Below are 21,148 nucleotides of genomic sequence, written 5' to 3' on the forward strand. Positions count from 1 at the left end.
TTTCCTTTTGCCGCGAGGCCCCGACGCCGTCGCGAACGGCCAACCCCCCCGCACAAAGGGCGAGGGGAGTGGCGTGCCACCCGGGCAGACGCCACCTCCCCTCGCAGGCAGTCGAACGCCACGAGTCCGTTCGTACGGCTACTCGGTCGTCCCGACGGCCGAGTCGGCACTTCCCGCCGCGCTTTCGTGCTCCTTGTCCCAGGTGTCGACCAAGAGGTCGCGCGGGACGGAGCGAATCTCCCACAGCTGGGCGAGCTCGTCCAGGACGGCGCGGTCCGCCTCGTCCTCGAGGCCGCCGCGCGCCACGTCCACCAGCTGCTCCACGAAGTTGGGCAGGCTGCGGCCGTACACCCGCGCGTCCCAGCCCCTCTCCCTCAGCTCCTGCTCGAGCTCGGCCACGCCCTCCTCGCTCGCCTCGGCGCAGAGGATGCCTGCCAGCTCGGATGCCTTCTCGTCGCAGAAGATGCCCCGCATGAGCGCCGCGTAGGCGCAGGCAAGCCGGGGCGGCAGCGCGTCTGCGGAGCGCACCTCCAACTGGCCGTCCCAGCGCACCAGGGGATGCGCCGCCTCCAGCAGGCTCGCCACCTCGGCGCGGTCGAGCTCGTGGTCGCTCATGACGTCCTCGACGAGCCGCTTGTCGCAGGAGCTCGTCTCGCCGGCGTCGTTGGTCACCAGCACCGCCTGCACGCTCTCGAGCCACTCGCCGTAGGCGGCAAAGCCGAAGTCCGTGGCGAAGCAGCCGGGGATCGCCTCGCTGCGCTCGGGGTCGGCCTGCCTCCACAGCTGCGTGCGCATCATGCGCCCCACCTCGTGGGGGTCGCTCCCGCGCAGGCTCAGCGCGTCGTCCGTGAGGAACGCGATGACGGGAGAGAGCGCGCTCGCCAGGCGGAAGGCCTCGGCGGCCGCGGTCTCGCCGGCGTGCGAGAGGCGGACTCCCGTGCTCGCCGTGAGCCTCATGAGGTCGCGGCCCGTCCTGCCGCTCGTCCCCAGGTGGGCACCCATGACGCCGTGACGGGTGAGTGGGACCAGTGGCACCTCCGCCGCGGAGCGCGGGCGCGGGTTGACGCCCTGCGCCAGGAGCTCGTAGTCTGCCCCCAGCTCCCTCGACGCGAGGTGGAACTGGCGGTCGACCACTTGGAGCGCCCCCCTGAGGCGAGACACGCGCGCGATCGGCCCCAGGCACACCACGAACTGCGCCGCGGGGCCCAGCCCCAGCTCGACGCCCACGCGGATGCCCGAGGAGCCGACGCTGCCGCGTAGCCCGACCAGGCGGCCCTCCTCCATGACCTGCCCGTCGGGGTAGTAGGCGCCAAGCGCCTCGAGCACGCGCTCCAGGCCGCGCTCTCCCTGGTAGGAGACGGTGGTCCCGGTCTGCCGGTCGATCACGAAGCGCTCGAGGCGGAGGGTGATCGACTTGTCGCCCGGGCGGGCCTGGGCGTCGCCGCGCAGCTGGGCGAGCATGCGCCGGCGGTTCGAGCCGAGCAGCGCCTGCCTGACGAGCTCCTCGGCGGAGGGAAGCTTGTTTGTTCCTTGCATGGACGAGACTCCCTTTATTGGCAGGGCGGCAGCTAGATGCCGTGCCCCCCGTCCCTTGTTCGCTTGCTGAGTCCCGCTTAGTATGCCCGATTCCGCCGAGCGAGTATGATGAGCGTGCCCACTTGGCAGGGAACGGCATGCGGACGTCACTTCTGCCGTCCGCGGCCACGGATCGTGGGGTCGGAGGGACATGGCACAGGACAGCAACAGCGAGCGCTCGAAGGCCAAGGTGCCCCTGAAGGTCACCGGCCCTCATGTCGTTGCCCCCGCGACCACCCCCGGCGCGCCCGAGATGGGCGAGAACAGCACCAAGGCCCGCAAGGGCGCCATCTTCCTTGCCGGGGTCATCGGGGTCTACGTCGTCTTCCTCGTGGCCACGGGCCAGATGGGCGAGTTCCTCTCGGCCCTCTCGAAGGTGGACACGGGCTGGGTCATGTGGGCCGCCTTCGCCTTCGTCCTCTACTTCGCCTTCGGCGTCCTGGCCTACGTCATAGCCGTCTACCTCGACCACGAATCGCCCGTCGGCGTGCGGGACCTCATGAGCGTCGAGGCCTCGGGCGTCTTCTTCGGCAACCTCACGCCCATGATGGCCGGCGCCGTCCCCTCGCAGATCTATCGCCTGACGCGCACGGGCCTGGACGTGGGGGAGGCCAGCGCCACCCAGTTCACGCGCTTCATCATGTTCCAACTGGGCGTCGTGCTCTTCGCCGCGATCATGCTCTTCGCCAAGCTCTCGTACTTCTTCCAGACCTACGGCGACATCATCATCCTCAACCTGGTGGTCTTCGCGGTGCACTTCCTCGAGCTCGCGGGCCTCTTCGTCGTCTGCCTCTGTCCCAGGCTCGTGATTCGCGTGGGCAACCGCGCGATTCGCCTTGCGGACTCCCGGCACTGGCTCAAGGACCGCTCCCACTGGGACGAGATGGTCAACGTCCAGGTCATGGAGTTCTCTGACGCCTTCAAGCGCGCCGCCCAGGACGTGCCCTCCATGCTCCTCACCCTCGTGGTGACCATGGCGCAGCTCGCCTGCCTCTACATGATCCCCTGGTTCGTGCTGCGCGCCTTTGGCATCCAGGCGGACTTCGTGGAGTGCCTGGCGGCGGGTTCGATGGTCCAGATGGTCGCCTCGGCGGTGCCCCTGCCGGGTGGGACGGGCGGGGCGGAGGGTGGCTTCGTCATGTTCTACGGCCACATGTTTGGCCCCTCCACCTCGGCGGGCTTCCTCGTCTGGCGCATCGTCACCTTCTTCGGCCCCACGCTGCTCGCGGCCCCGCTCCTGGGGCTGCGCTCCCGTGGCGGGAGGAGCATCTACCGTCGCGTGCAGGCGCTGAGGGACCGGCTCGCCTCCGTCGCCTCCGGTCGCAGGGGCGGTGGGCACGGGCGTGGCGGAGGCTCCGTCACCATCAGCATGCGAGGCTCGGCGGGGCGCAGGGGATAGGCCACGGTGGCCCACTGCCCGGGCTTGTGCGGGTCCGGACCTGCGTGTCTGCTATCTGCGGCCCGGACTTACTCGCTCGCGTTCTGCGGCCTGGACCAAAGTCGTCGGTATTCTCGCCTGCCCAAACAACCGACATTCCAGGGCTTTCTGGTTGATTCAGGCACATAGAGGCCGTTCGTCGGTACCTTGGGCGGGTGAGAACACCGACAAACGTGGGCGTGGAGCCCGTTTGCCCCGCGACGCGCGGCTTTCCCGCCGCTGCCAACAACTTGCCGGCGATGCCAACAATTTGCTTGTGCTTTGCTAGGGGAGAGGCGCAAGCAAACTGTGCCCGGACGGGCAAAGACTGCCCGGAGCCTCGGTTTGCCTGTGGTTCGCCGGGGAGAAGCACAAGAAAAGCGCGCCCCGGCTGACGGGGCGCGTCGAATGCCGCATTGCCTGTGACGTGGTGCGTTGGGTGCCGTTTTGCCTGTGGGTCGTCGCGCCCGCCTGACGCTACTCCTGCCGCGTGCAGCCCCGGCAGCCCGAGCAGGCGTTCCGGGCGCCGGCAGCGGAGGGCGCCGCCGCGAGGCCGCCCAGGGCGGTCTCCCTCAGGGTGGCGGGCAGCGCGTCCCCCACGGACCTCATTGCCGCGACCACCTCGTCGAAGGGCAGCGGGTCCAGTACGCCCGAGAGTGCCAGCTGCGCCGCGACGTAGGCGTCGGCCACGCCGATGGCGTTGCGGTTCTGGCAGGGATACTCCACCAGGCCGCGCACCGGGTCGCAGACCAGTCCCAGGAGGTTGGCGATGGCCGTCGAGGCGGCCGAGAGGCAGGTCGCGGGATTCGCCCCCAGGAGTTCCGCCAGGGCGCTCGCAGCCATGGCGGCGGCACTGCCCACCTCGGCCTGGCAGCCGCCCTCGGCCCCCGCCACGGAGGCGTTCTGGGCGATGATGGCCCCGACGGCGCAGGAGTTCCAGAGCGCTCGCGCGAGCTCCTCGTCGCTCGCGCCCACCGCCTCGGCCACCGACAGCAATGCGCCCGGCACCACGCCCGCCGACCCCGCCGTCGGCGCGGCCACGATCACGCCCATGCTGGCGGAGCGCTCCAGCACCGCCATGGCGTAGCTGGTCGCGCGCGAGAGGCTTTCTCCCATGAGGGGGCCGCCCAGTCTCCCCGCGGCGTCGCTCACGGCGCGGGCCTGGCCCCCGATGAGGCCGCCCAGCGAGGGGGAGGGGCTTGCGATCGGCCCCGCGACCTCGTCCCTGAGCGCCGCGATCACGCGCGCCATCTGGGCGTCCACGTCAACCGCGGGCGTGAGCTCGAGCTCGCGCAGGCGCATGGCCTCGCCGATGCCCACCCCCTCACGCGCACAGAGCGAGAGCAGCTCGGCGCCGTTGTCGAAGCCGTGTGCCAGCGTCGCGTCCGCTGGGACGTGGGGCGCGCCCGGCACGTCCACGACGCTCGCCGAGAGGATGTTGGGCCCGCGCGAGAGGAAGTCGACGAGCCCCTGGTCCACGGCCTCGTCGAGCTCGAAGACCGTGTAGGCCTTGCCCCCGCGGCTCTCGCGGAAGGTGCGCAGGGTGGCGATGTTGGAGGAGGAGGCGGAGACGCCGCTGGTGAGCGCCGCCAGCACGCCGGGCTTGTCCTTGTGCGCCACGAAGAGGGTGGGGTAGTCGCCCGATATCTCCACGCGCACGCCGTCGATGGAGACGATCCTGACCCTGCCCCCGCCCAGGGACTCGCCCGTCACGGCGACCCTCGAGCCATCGGCGCTGTGCATGGTGACGGTCACCGTGTTGGGGTGCATGCCCGCTCCTTCCTCGCTGGGCAGGAACGAGAACTCGATCCCCGCCTCGCGGGCCAGGTCGAAGGAGTCGCGCACGCGCACGTCGTCCGGGGCGAGTCCCAGGATCCCGGCCACGAGCGCCCGGTCGCTGCCGTGGCCCCTATAGGTGTGGGCGAATGAGTTGTAGAGGGTGAACTCTGCCCTCCTGAGCTCGCGGGGACCCAGCGAGCGGGCCACGAGGGCGATTCTCAGGGCGCCGGCGGTGTGCGACGAGGAGGGGCCCACCATGATGGGGCCCAGGATCTCGAACGCCGAGGTGGTCATCATGGGGCGTCTCTCCTAGCTGCCGCCGGCCCCTGCCGGCGAACGTCGTCAAAGTTGGCGGGCCGAGGCAGCTCCCGTGGGGTGCCCCGGCCCGCATGCATGCCCATTGTGCCCAATCCGGGCGGCTAGCCCTCGCTCGTCTCGGTGAGGGGCAGGGCGCGCTCGAGGCGCGTCAGGACCATGTCCCGGCCCAGGAGCTCGAGGGACTCTCCCAGCGGGGGAGAGACCTGGTTCCCGCACTCCGCCACGCGCACGGCGCCGTAGAACTTGCGCTTGTTGGCGCCGAGCCTCTCGGGCAGCGCCTCGAGGGCGGCGTCGATCCGCGTAGCGTTCCACTCGTCCTCGCCCAGCGCGGCAAGCGCCTCGGCGGCCGCCTCGAGGTAACCGCGTGCGCCCTCCTTTGCTAGGTTCTTGGCGACGGACCTCTCATCGAAGGCGAGCTCCTCTCCCTCGAAGAGGAAGCGGGACTTCTCGACCACGTCGGGGGCCAGCGTGGTGCGGGGCTTGAGGATGCTGGACAGGAGGTCGAACCAGGGGGCGCTCGCGCGGTAGACGGCCTTGGGGTCGTCGGCGACGAGCCCCGCCTCGTGCAGCTGGGGGAGGAGCACCCGCTGCGAGAACTCCGCGTCGCTCATGGCCTGGACATACTGGCCCTGGATCCAGTCGAGCTTCTTGAAGTCGAAGGTCGCCGGGTTCTTGGACACGTGGTCGAGCGAGAAGCGGCTGGCCAGGACGTCGCGGGGGACGATGGTGGTCTCGCCGTCCAGGGCCCAGCCGAGGAGCGCCAGGTAGTTGACGAAGGCGTCCGCGTCGTAGCCCTGGTCGCGGTACTCCTCGACGGAGGTCGCGCCGTGGCGCTTGCTGAGCTTCTTGCCGTCCGGCCCCAGGATCATGGAGATGTGGGCGAAGGTGGGCGTGGGTGCGCCCAGGGCCTCGTAGACCATGACCTGGCGCGGGGTGTTGGAGAGGTGGTCGTCGCCGCGGATGACGTGGGTGATCCGCATCAGGGCGTCGTCCACCACGGTGGCGAAGTTGTAGGTGGGTGTGCCGTCGGAGCGGAAGATGATGAAGTCATCCAGCTCGCGGGCGTTGAAGGTCACCTCGCCGTGGACGGCGTCCGGGATCACCACGTCGCCGCGGTCGTCGGGCACCTTGATGCGGATGGTGTAGGGCTCGCCGGCGTCCACGCGAGCCTGGGCCTCGGTCGGGTCGACGTTGCGGCAGGTGCGCTGGTAGCCCTGGAAGGGGTCGTGCCTCTCCTCTGCGGCCTTCTTGTCCGCCGCGAGCTTCTCGGGCGTGCAGAAGCAGTAGTAGGCCTTGCCCTCGGCCACCAGGCGCCGTGCGGCGTCGCGGTACAGCGCGAGACGCTCCGTCTGTTTGTAGGGACCGAAGTCGCCGCCCACGTCGGGGCCCTCGTCCCAGTCGAGGCCCAGCCAGCGCATGGCGCGCAGGATGATCTGGGTGTTCTCGTCCGTGGAGCGGGTCGGGTCGGTGTCGTCGATGCGCAGGACGAAGCTGCCCCCGTTCGCGCGGGCGAAGGCCCAGTTGTAGATGGCCGTGCGGGCGCCTCCCACGTGGAGCTTGCCGGTGGGGGAGGGCGCGAAGCGCACGCGTACGGGTCTGGTGTCTGACACGGGGTCTCTCCTGACGTGCTGGCGCGGGATGCCACGCGAGGTGTTGTCCAACTCGCCCAGTATAGGCGTTCGGGACGGGCGTCCGCAGGCAGCGCGACAGCGTGAGTCCTGCTATGGGGGGTGACGCAGTGGCAGGTGCGTGTGGAAGTCGCGCGCCCGCCGGTCCCGTTGGCCCTACATCAGCCTCGTGGACTCGAGGCTGCGCTCCATCCAGCTCGTGAGCCGCACCACGGGCTTGCGCAGGAGGAGTCCCAGCAGCAGCGCCGGCGGCAGGAAGGCGAGCAGACGTGCCAGGGCGAGCCAATAGTCCGCCCCCCAGAGTCCCGCGATGGCGCAGCGCATGGCCTTCTCCGCGTGCACGAAGGGCAGGAAGGGGTAGGCCGCCTGGAAGAAGCCGGAGGGCAGCATCTCGCGCGGGAAGGTCCCGCCCGAGCCCGCCACCTGGATCACCATGAGGAAGACGGCGATGGCCTTGCCCACGTCGCCGAAGCTCGCCGTGAGGGCGAAGGTCAGGTTCACGAAGACGAGGGAGGCCAGCCATCCCGCGAGCAGGAAGAGCCAGGGGTGCAGGCACTGGATCCTGAGGAAGAAGAGGTCCCCCAGGAGCACGAGGGTGGTCTGGGCCAGGCCGACGACGGCGAAGAAGGCGAGCCGGCCCAGGTAGGCGTGACGGGGCCTGGCACCGGTCCGTCTCAGGGCCTCGGGCGAGAGGCCCGTCCTCACCAGGGCGCAGAGGATGACGGCGCCGACCCATATGGCCAGGGTGGTGTAGAAGGGCGCCATGGCCGAGCCGTTGTTCTGGACCGGGAAGACCGCGTCACGCTGGAGGCTCACGGGAGACGAGACGAAGTCGGCGAGGTCGGCGGGGTCGCCGCTCAGGACGGCGCGCACGCGGTCCACGTCCGCGGAGGCGAGGGCCTCGTCGAGGCTCGCCCTCGTCGCGTCCATGCGGTCCGCCGCGGAGTCGAGGCGCGCCCGCGCCTCTCTCAGGGTCTGCCCCATGCCGTCGAGGCCGCTCGTGGCGTCCGCCACCTTGCCCTGGGCGCCTTGGATGGCCGAGCTCGCCTGGGACGAGACGGAATCGGCCCTCCCGGCTGCCTCCTCCATGTCGTCCGCGAGCGAGCCCAGGCTCTGCCCGAGCTCGCCCTGCCACGTCGAAAGCCCCGAGGAGAGCTGGTCCTTGGCGTCCGCGACGAGGCCCTCGAGCTCGGCCTTGCTGCCGGTTGCGTCCCTCCGGGAGCCGTCCACGTCGTCAATGGCCCCCTGCAGGGCGTCGGAGAGCTGCCCCAGGTCGTCGAGGGCGGAGGAGACGCGGCGGTTCAGTCCCTGGATGGTGAGGCGGAGCTGCCGGACGTCCTGGAGCCTGGCGGCGTCGTCCCCCAGGCTGTCCTCGAGCTGGGCCGAGAGCGTGTCGCTGCCGTCCAGGTCGTCGCTCAGGGCCTGGAGGTCGGCCCTCCTCTGGTCGACCTCCGCCTTGGCCTTGGCGAGGCCGTCGGAGAGGTCGGAGCCCTGCCCGTCCAGGGTCTTGTATGCGGAGTCGAGCGCCGAGGACACGCCGTCCAGGCTCGAGGCGCCCCTCTGGAGCGAGCTCGACACGGTCGTGCCGGCGTCCTCGAGACCCCCTCCGAGACCCCTCACGCCGCCCGCCGCCTGCGAGAGCGACTGCGCCAGGGTCCCGCCGTCACCCTGGGTGCCGGCGAGGAGGGCGTCGGCGCTCCCCATGAGTCCCCGGAGCGAGTCCACCACCGCCTGGTAGCTCTGAAGGGTGCCCGAGGCCTGCCTGAGCGACTGCGAGCTGCGGGCGAGCAGCCCCTCGAAGGAGGAGGCGAGGCGGGTGGTCTGGTCGTCGTCCAGGTAGCTGCCCAGGTCCTGCAGGACGGAGGCGCCGACCTGGGTCACCGCGTCGGCGAAGGAGGAGTCTATCTCCTCCTGGACGGAGGTCGACACCTTGCCCGTCACGATCTTGCCGATGGCGTTCTTCTTGTCGTTGCTGTAGTAGCTGACCTGGGCCTTGGTCGCCCCGGGAGAGAGGATCCCCAGGATCTTGCGGCTGAAGTCGCGGGGGATCACGATGGCGGCGTAGTACTCGCCGCTCCTCACGCCCTCGAGGGCCTGGTCCTCGTCGCAGACCACGTATCCCACCTTGTCGCTCTGGCGCAGGCGCGCGACCACGCGGTCGCCCACGTTGAGCTCGACGGGCACCAGCTCGCCCTTGTAGCCCTCGTCGGAGTTGGCGAGCGCCACCTTGAGGTTGCCCGTGCTGCCGTACGGGTCCCAGGCCCCGGCGATGTTGAACCAGGCGTAGAAGCTGGGGACCACCACCAGCCCCACGCAGACCACGAGTGCGATCACGTTGTGCCTGAGCGCCAGGAAGTCCCTCCTGGCGACCTCGAGGACGCGGCTCATCGGGCATCGCCCCCTTCCTGGCCTAGTTTCTCGTCCAGGAGCTCGTGAAGCCTCTCGTGCGGGAGCGAGCCCAGCTCGGCGCGGCTCGAGAGGTGGCTGTGCAGGTACTCCACGACGATGAGGTAGCTGCAGATGACGACGAGCGAGACGATCCACAGCACCAGGAGCGGCATCTTGGCGTCGAGGGCGAAGAGGAGCGCGCAGAGCGCCACGGGAATCACGGCGAGACAGGCGAACCCGCGTCTCACGAGGGTGGGGTAGGCCTCCTCGAAGCGCGCCGCGCGCCGCGTCAGGCGCTCGCGGTACTCCTCGGAGCCGGAGATGGCGCGCAGCAGCTCCCGTATGCCCGGCCCCTGCCGAGGGGGCGCGACCCTCTCGCTCACCATGAGCTCCGTCTGGGCGAGGCGGGCGTCGAAGAGGGCGTTGATGTTCACGAGCCTGCGCCGGGCGGCGAGGCCCACGAGCAGGGCGGGTGCGAGGAAGGCAAGGAGCACGAGCAGGTTCTGCAGGTAGAGGTTGCCATAGTGGCCCGCGATGGCCTCCCTCATGGCGTTGATGCCGTAGGTGAAGGGGAGCCAGGGGTTCAGGGCCTGGAAGAAGCCAGGCATCATCTCTATGGGATAGGTGCCCGATGAGCCCGGGATTTGCACGATCACGAGGAGGACGCCCAGCGCCATGCCGATGTGCTTGAAGGCGACGCAGAGGGCGAAGACTACGCTGACGTACACGAAGGACTCGACTAAGCCGGCGAGGACGAAGGCCACGGGATGCAGGCACTGGATGCCCAGGGCGAGGTCGCCCAGGCAGCAGACGAGGGCCTGCACGAGCCCCAGGAGGCTGAAGAGCGCCCAGCGCCCTAGGTAGCCCTGCCAGGGACGGATGCGCCCCACGCCCAGCCCCTCGAGGTCCACCTCGCGCTTGTAGATGGCCACGAGCACGAAGCCACCCACCCAGAGCGCGAGGTTGGTGTAGAAGGGCGTCACGCCCGAGCCGTAGTTCTGAACGGGGAAGACCGCTTGGCTCCGGAGTTCCACGGGCGAGCCGAGGAGCTCTCCCACGCGCTGCGCGTCGAGCTTGCCTGCCGCGGAGAGGAGCCTCCAGGCCGTTCCGCCCTGGATGGCGACCAGGTCGTCGGCGAGCTGGGAGACGCCGTCCCTCGCCGTGGCAAGGGACCCCGCGGTCGCGTCAAGGGCCGCCTTCGCCTGGACGAGGGTCTGGTCGAGCTGCACTAGGCTGCCGTCGGCGCGGGCGAGGGTGGGCGAGACCTGCCGCGCCGCGCCCGCGAGGCCGGCCCCCGCGTCCGCGAGTTGGTCGAGCGAGGCCTCGAGCTGGGGCAGGGAGTCGTTGGCGAGGGCCGACCTGAGGTCGTCGAGCTCGCTGGCGCTGCCCTGGATGGCATCGTTCACGGAGGAGGAGAGCCCCCTCACGTCGTCCGCGCCCGCGGACACGGAGGACGAGACGCGCCTCAGCTCCTCGAGCCGGGCGGCCTGGGCGTCGCTGAGCCCGGCCAGCACGCTGACCTCCGCGTCGATCCTGCCCTGGAGCTCGCGTCCCAGCTCGGCCGAGCTGCCTCCCGCCCCCTGGAGGGAGGCCGTGGTCGAGCGCAGGCCCTCCAGCGTCACCTTGAGCTCCTGCGTGGACTGGAGCGTCGTCTGGAGGCGTGCGATGGCATCGTCCAGCCGGCCCTGGGCCCATCCCACGTCGCCCGCGAGCCTGCCCAGGTCGTGGGAGGCGGTGGTGGAGAGCCCCGAGACGCCGGCCGACCCCTTGGCGACTGCGGCGTCGAGCTCCGCGGCGAGGCTGCGGGCCTTGCCGCGCGCCGCGCCTATGCTGGCAAGCCCGTCGTCGAGTTGCGACGCGACCCCGTCCCCGTCGCCAGAGAGCCCCTGCAGCGCCTGGCGCGCCTCTCCCACGCCGCCGCGCGCGCCGTCCACCCTTTGGCTCGCGTCAGAAAGCCTGTCCTGGAGTTCCCCCAGGCTGTCCCGCACGCCCTGGAGGTCTGCGAGTGCGCCCCGGCTGGCGTCCCTTGCCTGGCCTTGAACGGTCCCGGCCAGGTCTGCCGCCCGCTGGGTCACGACCTCCCCCACGACCTTCACGAACTCGTCGCCCACCTGGTCCTCGAGGGTGGTTGCGCCGGTGTCGGTCACCTTGGGGGCAACGGCGTTCTCCTTCTCGTTGACCAGGTACTGGATGTCCGCCTTGGCGGTCTTTCCCTCGAGCACCCCGGCGAGGGTGGAGCTGAAGTCGGGGGGGATGATGATGGCGGCGTAGTAGCGGCCGGAGCCCACGCCCTCGCGCGCGGCTCCCTCGTCGGTGAAGTCCCAGCCCAGCTGGTCGTTCTGCCTCAGGCGCTCGACCACCATGTCGCCCGCGTTCACGAAGCCCCTGCTGCCGGCATTGGCGCCCTGGTCCTCGTTGACCACCGCGACGGGCACGGTCGAGGTGTTGTTGTAGGGGTCCCAGTTGGCGAGGATGTTGAACCACGCGTACAGGGAGGGGATGACGCAGACCCCCAGGGTGACCACCACGGCCATGGGGTTGCGCAGGATCCGCCTCAGGTCCCGGAGGAATATCTTTGCCGCCGTCTTCATAGCGCTCCTTGCCACGGGGCCCAGGGCCCGACATTTTCCTGCGACAGTCTACCCAAGGCGTACGTTCATTTGAATGGGAGTCAAAAATTTCATCAACGAACTACAGGGGGAGAGGGACGAACCAACCGGGTCGTGAGCTGCGCTTATCTTGCATGAGACGGGCGTCGCGGCATCAAGACACCGCGCTTCTCTCCCCCTCGAACGGTGCGTTGGGGGGAGAAGTTCAAAAAATCTCGTTCCTGCATGCTAGAATCGTCGCGGCCAAGGGGGAAGGACGGCGATGGGTATCATCAACGAGCAGGCTGCGGTCGAGGTCGCCGGTGCGGCGCGCGCCATGAGGGGCGTCGCACATGGCGTCGTCGAGGGGCGGGTGGAGCGCACGCGCCAGCGGCTCAGGTCCTCGTCCAAGACGCGCAAGAGCGCCGCCACCCGTGAGCGCATCATGACCGCCGCCTCCGAGCTCATGGCAGAGCACGGCAGCACCGACTTCCAGATGAGCGAGGTCTCCGGCCGCTGCCGCATGTCCAAGGGCGCCCTCTACTATTACTTCGCCGACCGCGATGAGCTGGTCCATGCGATCTTCGAGGTCGCGAGCGACGAGCTGGTCTCGTCCATCGAACGTGTGGTCTCGGAGGCGCCCACCGCGCGCGACGCGCTGAGCGGCCTCTGCGCCGAGCTGGCCCAGCGGCTCAGGACGGGAAGCCCCCTCGCCCTGGCGCTCACGCGCGAGCTCACCGAGTCGGGGGAGGGCACGCTGCCCCTCTCCAACAGCCATTTCCTCCGCACGGTCAGGATCCTGGCCGCCCAGATCGAGCGTGCGAAGACCGAGGGCATCGTGCGCCAGGACGTAAACAGCGAGCTCGCCGCCACCTTTGCCGCGGGCGGCTTCCTGGTGACGTCGCTCGTGTCCGCCGGAGGCGAGCGCTTCGGTGACAAGGACGTGCTGGCAAGCTCCCTGCTCGACCTCTCGATCGAGGGCATGGGGACGCCCGGAGAGGCGGCTGCCATAGCTGGCGCGCGCCTGGCGTAGGGGGCGGCACTGAGCCGCTGCCGTGGGGTCCTGGCGGCAGCATCGCCGTTTGGGGTAGGTTCCTGCCGTGGGGGCTCTGGCGGCAGCATCGCCGTTTGGGGTAGGTTCCTGCCGTCATGACATCTTGATTGCCTGTCATCGTGGTCGCGGCCCATCGGCGTCATCCTGTCCGACGTCCGCCCCGTCGCGGCATCGTGAGTTTTGAACTGCTCTCAAAAATCTGGTTTACAGCGCGGGCGCGATGTCATACTGTGTACTCGCTCGTCAAGAGGCGCTGCGAGGCGCAAAGAGCTGAGGGACCGAGCCCCATGAAGCTCCGGCAACCAGCCTCAGGGCATGGTGCCAAATCTCGGCAGGCCAAGGGCCTGGAAGACGGGGGAGCGCGTGCCAGCAACAGCGATGTCCCCTCTATTGGAACAGGGGCCGCCATGGCCCCGCAAAGGTGCGCTGGCACCGGGAAGGGGCGCTGACATGGCGCACAGGAACTACCTCTTCACCTCGGAATCCGTGACCGAGGGACATCCTGACAAGATCTGCGACCAGGTGTCGGACGCCATCCTCGACGCGATCATCGAGAAGGAGGCACGCCTTGAGGCGGAGGGCTACGTGTCTCCCTCCGGGCACCCCGCTCGCCTCGAGGACGTGCGCGTGGCCTGCGAGACCTTCGCCACCACGGGCACCATCGCCGTCATGGGGGAGATTCGCACCCAGGCCTACGTGGACGTCCAGGGCATCGTGCGCGAGACCCTGCGTCGCATCGGCTACGACCGCGCCAAGTACGGCTTCGACTGCGACTCCTGCGGCGTGATCAACATGATCCACGAGCAGAGCCCCGACATCGCCCAGGGCGTGGACGGGAGCTTCGCCCGTGCGGGGGACGAGGACCTCTGCGAGCGCATCGGCGCCGGCGACCAGGGCATGATGTTCGGCTATGCCACGGACGAGACCGACGTCCTCATGCCCATGCCCATCTACCTGGCGCAGAGGATGGCGCAGCGCCTGGCCGAGGTCCGCAAGGACGGCAGCCTGGGCTACCTGCGTCCGGACGGCAAGACCCAGGTGACGGTGCGCTACGAGAACGACCGCCCCGTCGAGGTCACGGCCGTCGTCGTGTCCACCCAGCACGCGGCCGACATCGAGCTCGCGCAGATTCGGCGCGACATGATCGAGCAGGTCATAAGCCCCGTCCTGGACGAGGCCGGCATCGCCTGGAAGGACGCGACCATCTACGTCAACCCCACGGGGCGCTTCGTGGTGGGCGGGCCCATGGGCGACACGGGCCTCACCGGCCGCAAGATCATCGTGGACACCTACGGCGGCATGGGCCGGCATGGCGGTGGCGCGTTCAGCGGCAAGGACCCCACCAAGGTGGACCGCTCCGGTGCCTACGCGGCGCGCTGGGTGGCCAAGAACGTCGTGGCGGCGGGGCTCGCACGCAAGTGCGAGGTCGAGCTGGCGTACGCGATCGGCGTTACCGAGCCGCTCTCCATCATGGTGGACACGCAGGGCACCGGCATCGTGGACGACTCCGTGCTGGATGCGGCCGTGGCGCGTGTCTTCGACCTGAGGCCCGGCGCGATCATCCGCGACCTGGACCTGAGGCGGCCCATCTATCAGAAGACGGCGGCGTACGGCCACTTCGGCCGCAAGGATCCCGACTTCACCTGGGAGGCCACGAACCGCACGGACGAGCTCAAGGCCGCGGTGGAAGAGCTCGCGAGGTAGGGGAGCGGGGCTAGGAGCGACCGTTTTGCAGGCGAGAGGGACGGGCGGGGGCGAGGCCGCCGGTCTCTCTCGCCTGTTTGTGTTTCTTGCCTTTTCCTGTCGCTTGTCTCCCGCACCCGCCCTCGAGTGCGCAATCGTCGCGAGCCCCCTCCCGCGCTTACGCGAGTGCGCAATCTGAAAGCTTCAGCTTGCGCACTCGGAGGTCCTAAGCGCTGCAGATTGTCTCCAAGTTGCTGTCGAGTGCGTAATTCCGTGCTTTAAGCTTGCACACTCGGGCGGGGATAGGCGTGCCTGACAAGTTCTGCCTGGCTCCGTCAGGTGTTGGCCAGAGGCACCGTCGCTGCACAATCCGCTACGACCTCGCTGTCGATGATGGTGCGCGTGATGTGGAAGCCCTCCACCTTGTCACTGACTCTGGCGCGACAAGGAAAACCCGCTCCACGAGACGAGCGGATGTGCCCCCCTCGCAGAGGAGTTCCCGCATGGGCGCTCCGGCTCCGGCCGCGGCGAGATGGATGGCCGGCCGGACCTCTTTTCGGTGACCACGAGTTCGTTGCAGGACCGTCCCGAGAAGGTCGTGATGGTGCCTGGCTGGGCAGTGACCGGTCCAGTCTCGCTTTGCCACGGGGGCCGCCGCCGACGATGTGACAGTCAGCCGAATCGGATAGTAAAACTCAGGCGTACACAATGGTAGAGGGGGAGTTAACGCCTATTTTTAATTGCTTACAAACTGCTGAGCCGCATCGCTCCTGTTCAGATTCAGGATTTCCGCTACTTCCAGGATGTGTTGACAGACGATTTATTTGAACATTGGATATTGCTCCTTGAAGAGCTTGACATAATTAATCAAATGTACCTGTATGCGGTTTCAAAAAACGGCATGCCAAGAGACGTGTCCTTGGCCTTTGCGGTTGAGCTGGCAGAGCCCATGGCGGAGATCCTCGTTGCGCGGAAAAAGTTGCCCGCTAACACCAGACGTCAAACATTGAAAGAGTGTCTCGAAGCTCTTCCTGTCGAATATGACAACGTGGTCTTTTATAAAGAAACTTCTGCTGACAGCGATGGGTTTCTTGACAAGCTTAAGAACAATAGAGTACGAATTATGCATATCAAGCATAATCAGAAGAAGGAAAAATGCTTCGACGGGGCTCACTGCGTTCTTTACCTATGCAAACTCAGCCTGCTCTATAGGTCGATTCCCCTTGATCTTTTTGACATTTCCGCCTGTGCCTACAAGGGCAAGCTCAAGATGAATGCCGCTGCCCTAGATGCTTGGGCAGAGAACCTCTAAGAGTCAAATGCGAATCGAATCGCTTATTTGATTCGTACGTCAAGCGCGCCCTCGTTGGCTTGCTACCTCTACTGCCTGGATACATAAGGGCTGCTACGATATATTTCTGCTGATTGAAAATGCATTAATCAGCATTTTGCGACAGCTGTGAGTCACTTATGACCGAGCGAATGTCGAGCACCGAAATAAGGCGAGACCACTATCTCAATCTGCTCATTGGAAAGAAATGGAACGGCTTCATCAAGGTAGTGACTGGCGTGCTCCGCTGCGGAAAGTCCTTTCTCATCTTCGAGCAGTTCAAGAGGCACCTGCTGGAGAGCGGCGTCGCGGGGAATCAAATCATCGAGATGGTATTCGACGATCCCGAGAACGAGGAGTGCCTCGACTACAAGATGTTCTACTCCCCCATAATGGAGCTTACTTCCGATGAGGGACCCTACTATGTACCGCTCGATGAGGTGCAGGAGATGGAGGGCTTCGAGAAGGTCCTCAACGGCCTTCTCCGCAGGCGTAATTTGGATGTATATGTCACCGGTAGCAATGCCAGGTTCCTATCTCGGGACATCATCACTCAGTTCCGTGGGCGCGGCGACGAGGTCCGTATGAGGCCACTCAGTTTCTCTGAGTTCATGTCGACGTATGATGGCGAGAAGTCTGATGGCTGGGCGGAGTACGTACAGTTTGGCGGCATCCCTCTGGTGGTGCTCGAGGGTACGGACGAGGAGAAGATGGGCACACTGCAGGCGCTCAACCGTGAGACGTATATCAGGGACCTGGTCGAGCGCAACGCGATACGCGACGACGCGGAGTTTGCCGACCTTCTCAGCGTGCTTGCCTCCGGCATAGGGTCCCTGACAAACCCGACGAGGATGGCTGACACGTTCGAAACTGTAAAGGGAAAGGGCGTGAGTCCCACCACGGTGCGCAGCTGGATTGGCTTTTTGGAGGACGCGTTTGTAATCGAGGAAGCTCAGCGATACGACATAAAGGGCCGCAAGTACATCGGTTCGCCCGTCAAGTACTACTTCTCGGACATGGGACTGAGAAATGCCCAGATTGGTTTCCGTCAGATCGAGGAGACCCACATAATGGAGAACGTCCTCTACACAGAGCTCGTCTCCCGGGGGTACAACGTGGATGTGGGCGTCATCAATACCTCGGAAACGAATGCCGAGGGTGGGTCGTCCCGGAAGCAGCTGGAAGTCGACTTCGTCTGCAACAAGGGTTCCCGGCGCTACTACGTCCAATCCGCATACTCCCTACCGACCCACGAAAAGACCCTGCAGGAGCAGAGGTCGCTTCTCAAGATCGACGACTCGTTCAAGAAGGTCATCGTTGCCAGGGACGCAGTTGCCCCCTGGTATACCGAGGAGGGCGTCCTGGTGACGGGGCTCTTCGATTTTCTTCTCGACGGGGAGAGCCTCGAGAGACTCTGACGGAATCGCTGATATCCGTCGGTGTGGACTTGACCCTGATTCCTAATCACCGCGAAGTGAGAATCAACGGGTAGCGTGACCCTTCGTGTCTTGAAAAGTGATGCCCACCATGTTGAACGGCTGTGGCTAGACGACTGGAACCACGAGCGCTTGCCGCCCATAATGAGTGTGACGTCGATGCGGGACCACGACCTACCAAGGGGGCGGCGTGAAGGCATCTGAGGCGGCGAAGGCCTGGGGTTGGTCGGAGGACAAGGTCCGCAGGTACTGTCGGGACGGCATGGTCCCCTTTGCGAGCAAGGAGCTGGGGCGATTCGGGCGCGAGGAGTGGGTGATTCCCAACGGCAGTGCCGTGCCACCCATCTCGCTTTATGACGCAGCCAATTGGATGACGCTGATTCGTGACGTCTCCGAGGGCGCCACCCCCGACCTTCAGGGTCCCGAGGGGAGTGACGTCAGAATCGCGGACGCCCTTGCGTACCTGGGCCAGCTTGGCTGGTGCACACGGCTTGAGCTCCGGAAGGACGCGCGTGGCAGGCTGCTGCCGCTCGAGACCGTGCGCGGAATCAGGCTCACGACGAGCGGTCTGCGGTGCCTGGACGAGTTCAACGACTCGCGGAAGTGCAGCGTCACGGTCGTTCGGTCCGGGGCGTTGACCAAGTCGGCGGCGGGGTTGCTGGGGCTTTCCATGAAGGGAGAGGTACAGGAGACGAGAAGCGTCTACCGTGGGTAGGGGCGTCCGGGCTTATCGTTGATCACCGAGCGCGACGAGACATACCACCTTAAGACGAACGTCCATGACACGGAGCGCGAGGTGGAGCTCATTGATATCCTCCGGCGCATCGAGCCGGGCAGCGACCATGAGACCAACCACTTTGGCGTGTCGCTCGACTACGCCCAGACCGAACGGCAGATCCAGGAGGTCGTCACTCTTCTCACCCAGGGGATTTGCACGCTTTGCGAAGAACGCGGCTGAGCGAGCGGAGCGTCGGCGTCACGCCCGCTGAGTTATTCTCGTCCAAAGGAAAGCATCGACGTGATCGACGACATCGGGATGGACGTCGGAGGCACCTTCGCGGCGGCCTACCACAGCGTCTCTTATGACACCGACGAACTGGCTAAAATCATCGGCAGCGTGCGTGAGCTTCGGCTGCTCGGTTCGGTCATCTACTCTCAATGATGCTGCCTCGCTCATTGGCAGAGTGGTCATGAGTCCTTCTTTGACGAGGGGCATCTGCCGTGGTTCCGGATTGCGTTCAGGCGTCTGCAGGAGTTGGTGTGGTGAGATTCTCAGGGGCAACAGGGCGCAAGAATGGATTGCTTCGCCGTAATGATCCTCTCATGGTGAAGTGGAATCGTCGGATTCCCCAGTCTGATGAGTGCCAAAACGTAAAGCTCGTTTGTGTCGACTTGGGGCTCCGTTTCGGCACCCAAATGGACGGGAAGTGCGTTTGTGTAGGAAAAAAGACTGTCTGTCGGCATGAAAGCGCTCTTTTTCTCTACACAAACGCACTTCCCGTCCAAACCGAGGGTCATTGGGTGTGTGGAATCGACACAATCGCACTTTCCATGCAGTAGACTCCGAAGGCTCGTGTGTGTTTTGTCTTATGGCGCATGTACCCTACCGCTCGATGGGTGTGCGTGACCGGGCGGCGGCATGTCATTGGCATGTGCGCCTGGTTAACTAGCGGCGACGTTATGACAAATAAATCGCCGCGCTTGCAATTATGCGCACACCGCATTGGTTCATGGTAGGTCGGCGATTCGTATGCATCAATGCTATTTGTTATCAATTTGCGGAATAGAATCTATCTACACAATTTATAGATTTTGTAATTTCTTCTTTATTTCTTCTTTATCTTCAGTAGGTATGATCACGTCATTAATGGCATCGTATATGCAACAAGGCCATCGACTTCCATATCGATAGGTTACAAGCCACAACGAGAAATTTCCCACGCCGGAAGTTCCAGATTTTAAGCGGTCTTCGCTGAGATTAAAATTACAGGGTGCTTCGATGCGATAAATTGCATGACCAGCGGCCAATTCTTGTTCATAGAAATCCATCATTCGAGAAATAAGCTCATTGTAGTTAACATTCTCGGCATAGAATCCAGCGCTGCCATTCGTCGCGATGACGAAGTCGCAGGTATCCATCTCTATCGTCATTCGACCAAGGTGGCAGTCACTAGACAAGGTTTCCTTGGCGGCCTTCCTTATCTTTCTCATTATTCCTTTTATTGCTTCGACGATGAGTCCCGACGTAACGCCGGTCACGAGCGAAATGACGACATCTACTCCGAGGCTAACGCCAGCCGCTACAGCAAATTGACCTCTAATTATTGGGTCAATCCCATCCTGTAATAGGTTTGATCGGACCTGGGCATCGAGCGTGGTCCTGTATGCGCTCCCATGAAAATCGAGTCGAAGATGCCTGATTTCGTTCATGGGACTCTGCGATTCCATAGTGGTGTCTCCTTTCGGAAGGCAGGGCTGTTCGCTGACCCCTTGGCCTTGGCTGTAGACTTTTGGTTGCGGACTCTGAAAGGTGAGAACTCCACAGGTGACTAGCATTTGGAAGGGTCCGGGCGCGTTTGCGCAGATGGTGCGTACTCAGCTGCGGACCCTGAAAAGCCCAAGCTCCGTAGCTGACTCTGCCGAGCCCGCACCGATGGGTCCCAGGTCTGGCGCGAGGGTCACTCTCGCCCAAGAAATCGTGCGAGTGTACAATCTGAAGGCTTCAGCTTGCGCATTCGAGGGGCGAAACGGTGACGTTTGCCTGCGGACGGCCGTCGAGTGCGCAATTCCGCGCCTTAAGCTTGCGCACTCGACTAGGAGGGACGTGCCCGAGCGAGGACACGCATGGAGACGCGCCGCGTCCGGGTCGGAAGAGGGATCCAAGACCGTGGAAGGGGAGGCGAGAGATGCCGGCGACAACGACAACCATACGAAGCCTCCTCGTGGGGCCCGAGTCCGACGGCGTGCGCCTCGACTCCTTCCTCGCCGCCCAGCCGGGCATGCCCAGCCGCTCCGCCTGCGCGCACCTCGTCGAGGGTGGTTCCGTGACCATCAACGGCACCCTCGCCACCAGCAAGAGCGAGCGCGTCCTCCTGGGCGACCGCGTCCAGGCGAGCGTCCCCGAGCCCGAGCCTGCCCCGGGCTCCCTGGCCCCCAACCCCGAGATACCCCTCGATGTCCGCTTCGAGGACGACTACCTCATCGTCCTCTCCAAGCAGGCGGGTCTCGTCTGCCATCCCAGCCCGGGGCACGTGGACGACACACTGGCAAACGCCCTCGTCGCCCACTGCGGCATCTCTCGCCTGGGAACCCTGCAAGGGGACGACCGTCCCGGCATCGTGCACCGCCTTGACATGGACACCTCGGGGCTCATGGTCGCCGCAAAGGACGACACGACCCAGAAGGCGCTCCAGGACCTCATCCGCATGCGCGTGCTCGACCGTCGCTACGTCACGCTCGTCCAGGGCTACGTGGCCCCCGAGCAGGGCACTGTCACCACCGGCATCGCCCGCTCCACCCGAGATCGCCTGCGCATGGCGGTCTCGGACGACCCCATGGCGCGCGAGGCGATCACGACTTTCACCACCCTGGAGCGCTTCGAGGCGGGGCGCTTCGACGATGGCTACAGCCTCCTCGAGTGCCACCTCTACACCGGGCGCACCCACCAGATTCGCGTGCACATGCGCCACCTGGGCCACCAGGTCGTGGGTGACCAGCTCTACGGCCGCGGGGACGACCGGCAGAACCAGGGCCTCAGGCGCCAGTTCCTGCACTCCTGGCACATCCGCTTCGACCACCCCGCTACGGGCCAGACCATCGAGCTCGCCGACCGCCTGCCATCGGACCTCCTGGCTGTACTAGAATCTTTGAAGGGAAGCTCGATGGGTCGCACCGAGGCAGGGGAGAGGATCTGCCCCCAGCTGGGCATGGGCGACCTCTCGTAGCGCGCACA

15 protein-coding genes and 1 riboswitch are annotated in these 21,148 nt (G+C 65.9%); of the genes, 9 read left to right on the forward strand and 6 right to left on the reverse strand.

What is annotated here, in order from left to right; translation table 11 throughout:
• Positions 1-138: 138 nt before the first annotated feature.
• Positions 139-1,536, reverse strand: a complete 1,398-nt coding sequence (locus HMPREF1868_RS02910) for a glutamate-cysteine ligase family protein (RefSeq protein ID WP_062530190.1) — start codon at positions 1,534-1,536, stop codon at positions 139-141.
• 190 nt (positions 1,537-1,726) lie between these two features.
• Here HMPREF1868_RS02910 and HMPREF1868_RS02915 point away from each other — a divergent pair, with 190 nt between their 5' ends.
• Positions 1,727-2,974, forward strand: a complete 1,248-nt coding sequence (locus tag HMPREF1868_RS02915) for a lysylphosphatidylglycerol synthase transmembrane domain-containing protein (protein ID WP_062530192.1) — start codon at positions 1,727-1,729, stop codon at positions 2,972-2,974.
• A gap of 495 nt (positions 2,975-3,469) precedes the next feature.
• Here the strand turns inward: HMPREF1868_RS02915 and sdaAA are convergent, their stop codons facing one another.
• The 4 genes from sdaAA to HMPREF1868_RS02935 form a co-directional block, all read right to left on the reverse strand.
• Positions 3,470-5,068: an L-serine ammonia-lyase, iron-sulfur-dependent, subunit alpha gene (sdaAA, locus tag HMPREF1868_RS02920; RefSeq protein ID WP_062530194.1), complete on the reverse strand. Its 1,599-nt coding sequence runs from the start codon at positions 5,066-5,068 to the stop codon at positions 3,470-3,472.
• Positions 5,069-5,190: 122 nt separating this feature from the next.
• Complete coding sequence (gene gltX / locus HMPREF1868_RS02925; RefSeq protein ID WP_062530196.1) at positions 5,191-6,699, reverse strand: glutamate--tRNA ligase; 1,509 nt, start codon at positions 6,697-6,699, stop codon at positions 5,191-5,193.
• Positions 6,700-6,873: 174 nt separating this feature from the next.
• Complete coding sequence (locus HMPREF1868_RS02930) at positions 6,874-9,105, reverse strand: YhgE/Pip domain-containing protein (protein WP_062530198.1); 2,232 nt, start codon at positions 9,103-9,105, stop codon at positions 6,874-6,876.
• A complete protein-coding gene (locus HMPREF1868_RS02935; RefSeq protein ID WP_062530200.1) occupies positions 9,102-11,696 on the reverse strand; it encodes a YhgE/Pip domain-containing protein in 2,595 nt (864 codons plus the stop codon). The genes HMPREF1868_RS02930 and HMPREF1868_RS02935 overlap by 4 nt, the downstream gene beginning before the upstream one ends.
• A gap of 280 nt (positions 11,697-11,976) precedes the next feature.
• Between HMPREF1868_RS02935 and HMPREF1868_RS02940 the strand changes: the two genes are divergently transcribed.
• The 7 genes from HMPREF1868_RS02940 (at position 11,977) to HMPREF1868_RS09690 (ending at position 18,358) form a co-directional block, all read left to right on the forward strand.
• Positions 11,977-12,726 carry a TetR/AcrR family transcriptional regulator gene (locus tag HMPREF1868_RS02940; RefSeq protein ID WP_062530202.1) on the forward strand — a complete coding sequence of 250 codons (750 nt, stop codon included), beginning with the start codon at positions 11,977-11,979 and terminating at the stop codon, positions 12,724-12,726.
• 258 nt (positions 12,727-12,984) lie between these two features.
• Positions 12,985-13,105: riboswitch (SAM riboswitch) on the forward strand.
• A 92-nt stretch (positions 13,106-13,197) separates the two neighbouring features.
• A complete protein-coding gene (gene metK, locus HMPREF1868_RS02945) occupies positions 13,198-14,451 on the forward strand; it encodes a methionine adenosyltransferase (protein WP_062530204.1) in 1,254 nt (417 codons plus the stop codon).
• An 817-nt stretch (positions 14,452-15,268) separates the two neighbouring features.
• Positions 15,269-15,742: a hypothetical protein gene (locus tag HMPREF1868_RS02950; protein WP_156439389.1), complete on the forward strand. Its 474-nt coding sequence runs from the start codon at positions 15,269-15,271 to the stop codon at positions 15,740-15,742.
• Between the two features lie 158 nt (positions 15,743-15,900).
• On the forward strand, positions 15,901-17,178 hold the full coding sequence (locus HMPREF1868_RS02955; protein ID WP_231782238.1) for an ATP-binding protein: 1,278 nt from the start codon (positions 15,901-15,903) through the stop codon (positions 17,176-17,178).
• 208 nt (positions 17,179-17,386) lie between these two features.
• On the forward strand, positions 17,387-17,911 hold the full coding sequence (locus HMPREF1868_RS02960; protein WP_062530208.1) for a hypothetical protein: 525 nt from the start codon (positions 17,387-17,389) through the stop codon (positions 17,909-17,911).
• A gap of 18 nt (positions 17,912-17,929) precedes the next feature.
• Positions 17,930-18,154, forward strand: a complete 225-nt coding sequence (locus tag HMPREF1868_RS02965) for a hypothetical protein (RefSeq protein ID WP_009279398.1) — start codon at positions 17,930-17,932, stop codon at positions 18,152-18,154.
• 60 nt (positions 18,155-18,214) lie between these two features.
• A complete protein-coding gene (locus HMPREF1868_RS09690) occupies positions 18,215-18,358 on the forward strand; it encodes a hypothetical protein (protein ID WP_156439390.1) in 144 nt (47 codons plus the stop codon).
• Between the two features lie 641 nt (positions 18,359-18,999).
• Here HMPREF1868_RS09690 and HMPREF1868_RS09695 read toward each other — a convergent pair.
• Positions 19,000-19,626: a hypothetical protein gene (locus HMPREF1868_RS09695; protein WP_156439391.1), complete on the reverse strand. Its 627-nt coding sequence runs from the start codon at positions 19,624-19,626 to the stop codon at positions 19,000-19,002.
• Between the two features lie 476 nt (positions 19,627-20,102).
• On the opposite strand from HMPREF1868_RS09695, the gene HMPREF1868_RS02970 reads away from it, so the two are divergent.
• Positions 20,103-21,140: an RluA family pseudouridine synthase gene (locus tag HMPREF1868_RS02970; RefSeq protein WP_062530210.1), complete on the forward strand. Its 1,038-nt coding sequence runs from the start codon at positions 20,103-20,105 to the stop codon at positions 21,138-21,140.
• Positions 21,141-21,148 lie beyond the last annotated feature (8 nt).

The sequence above is a fragment of the Olsenella sp. DNF00959 genome (genome assembly GCF_001553055.1).
GTDB classification, from domain to species: Bacteria; Actinomycetota; Coriobacteriia; order Coriobacteriales; family Atopobiaceae; genus Olsenella_I; species Olsenella_I phocaeensis.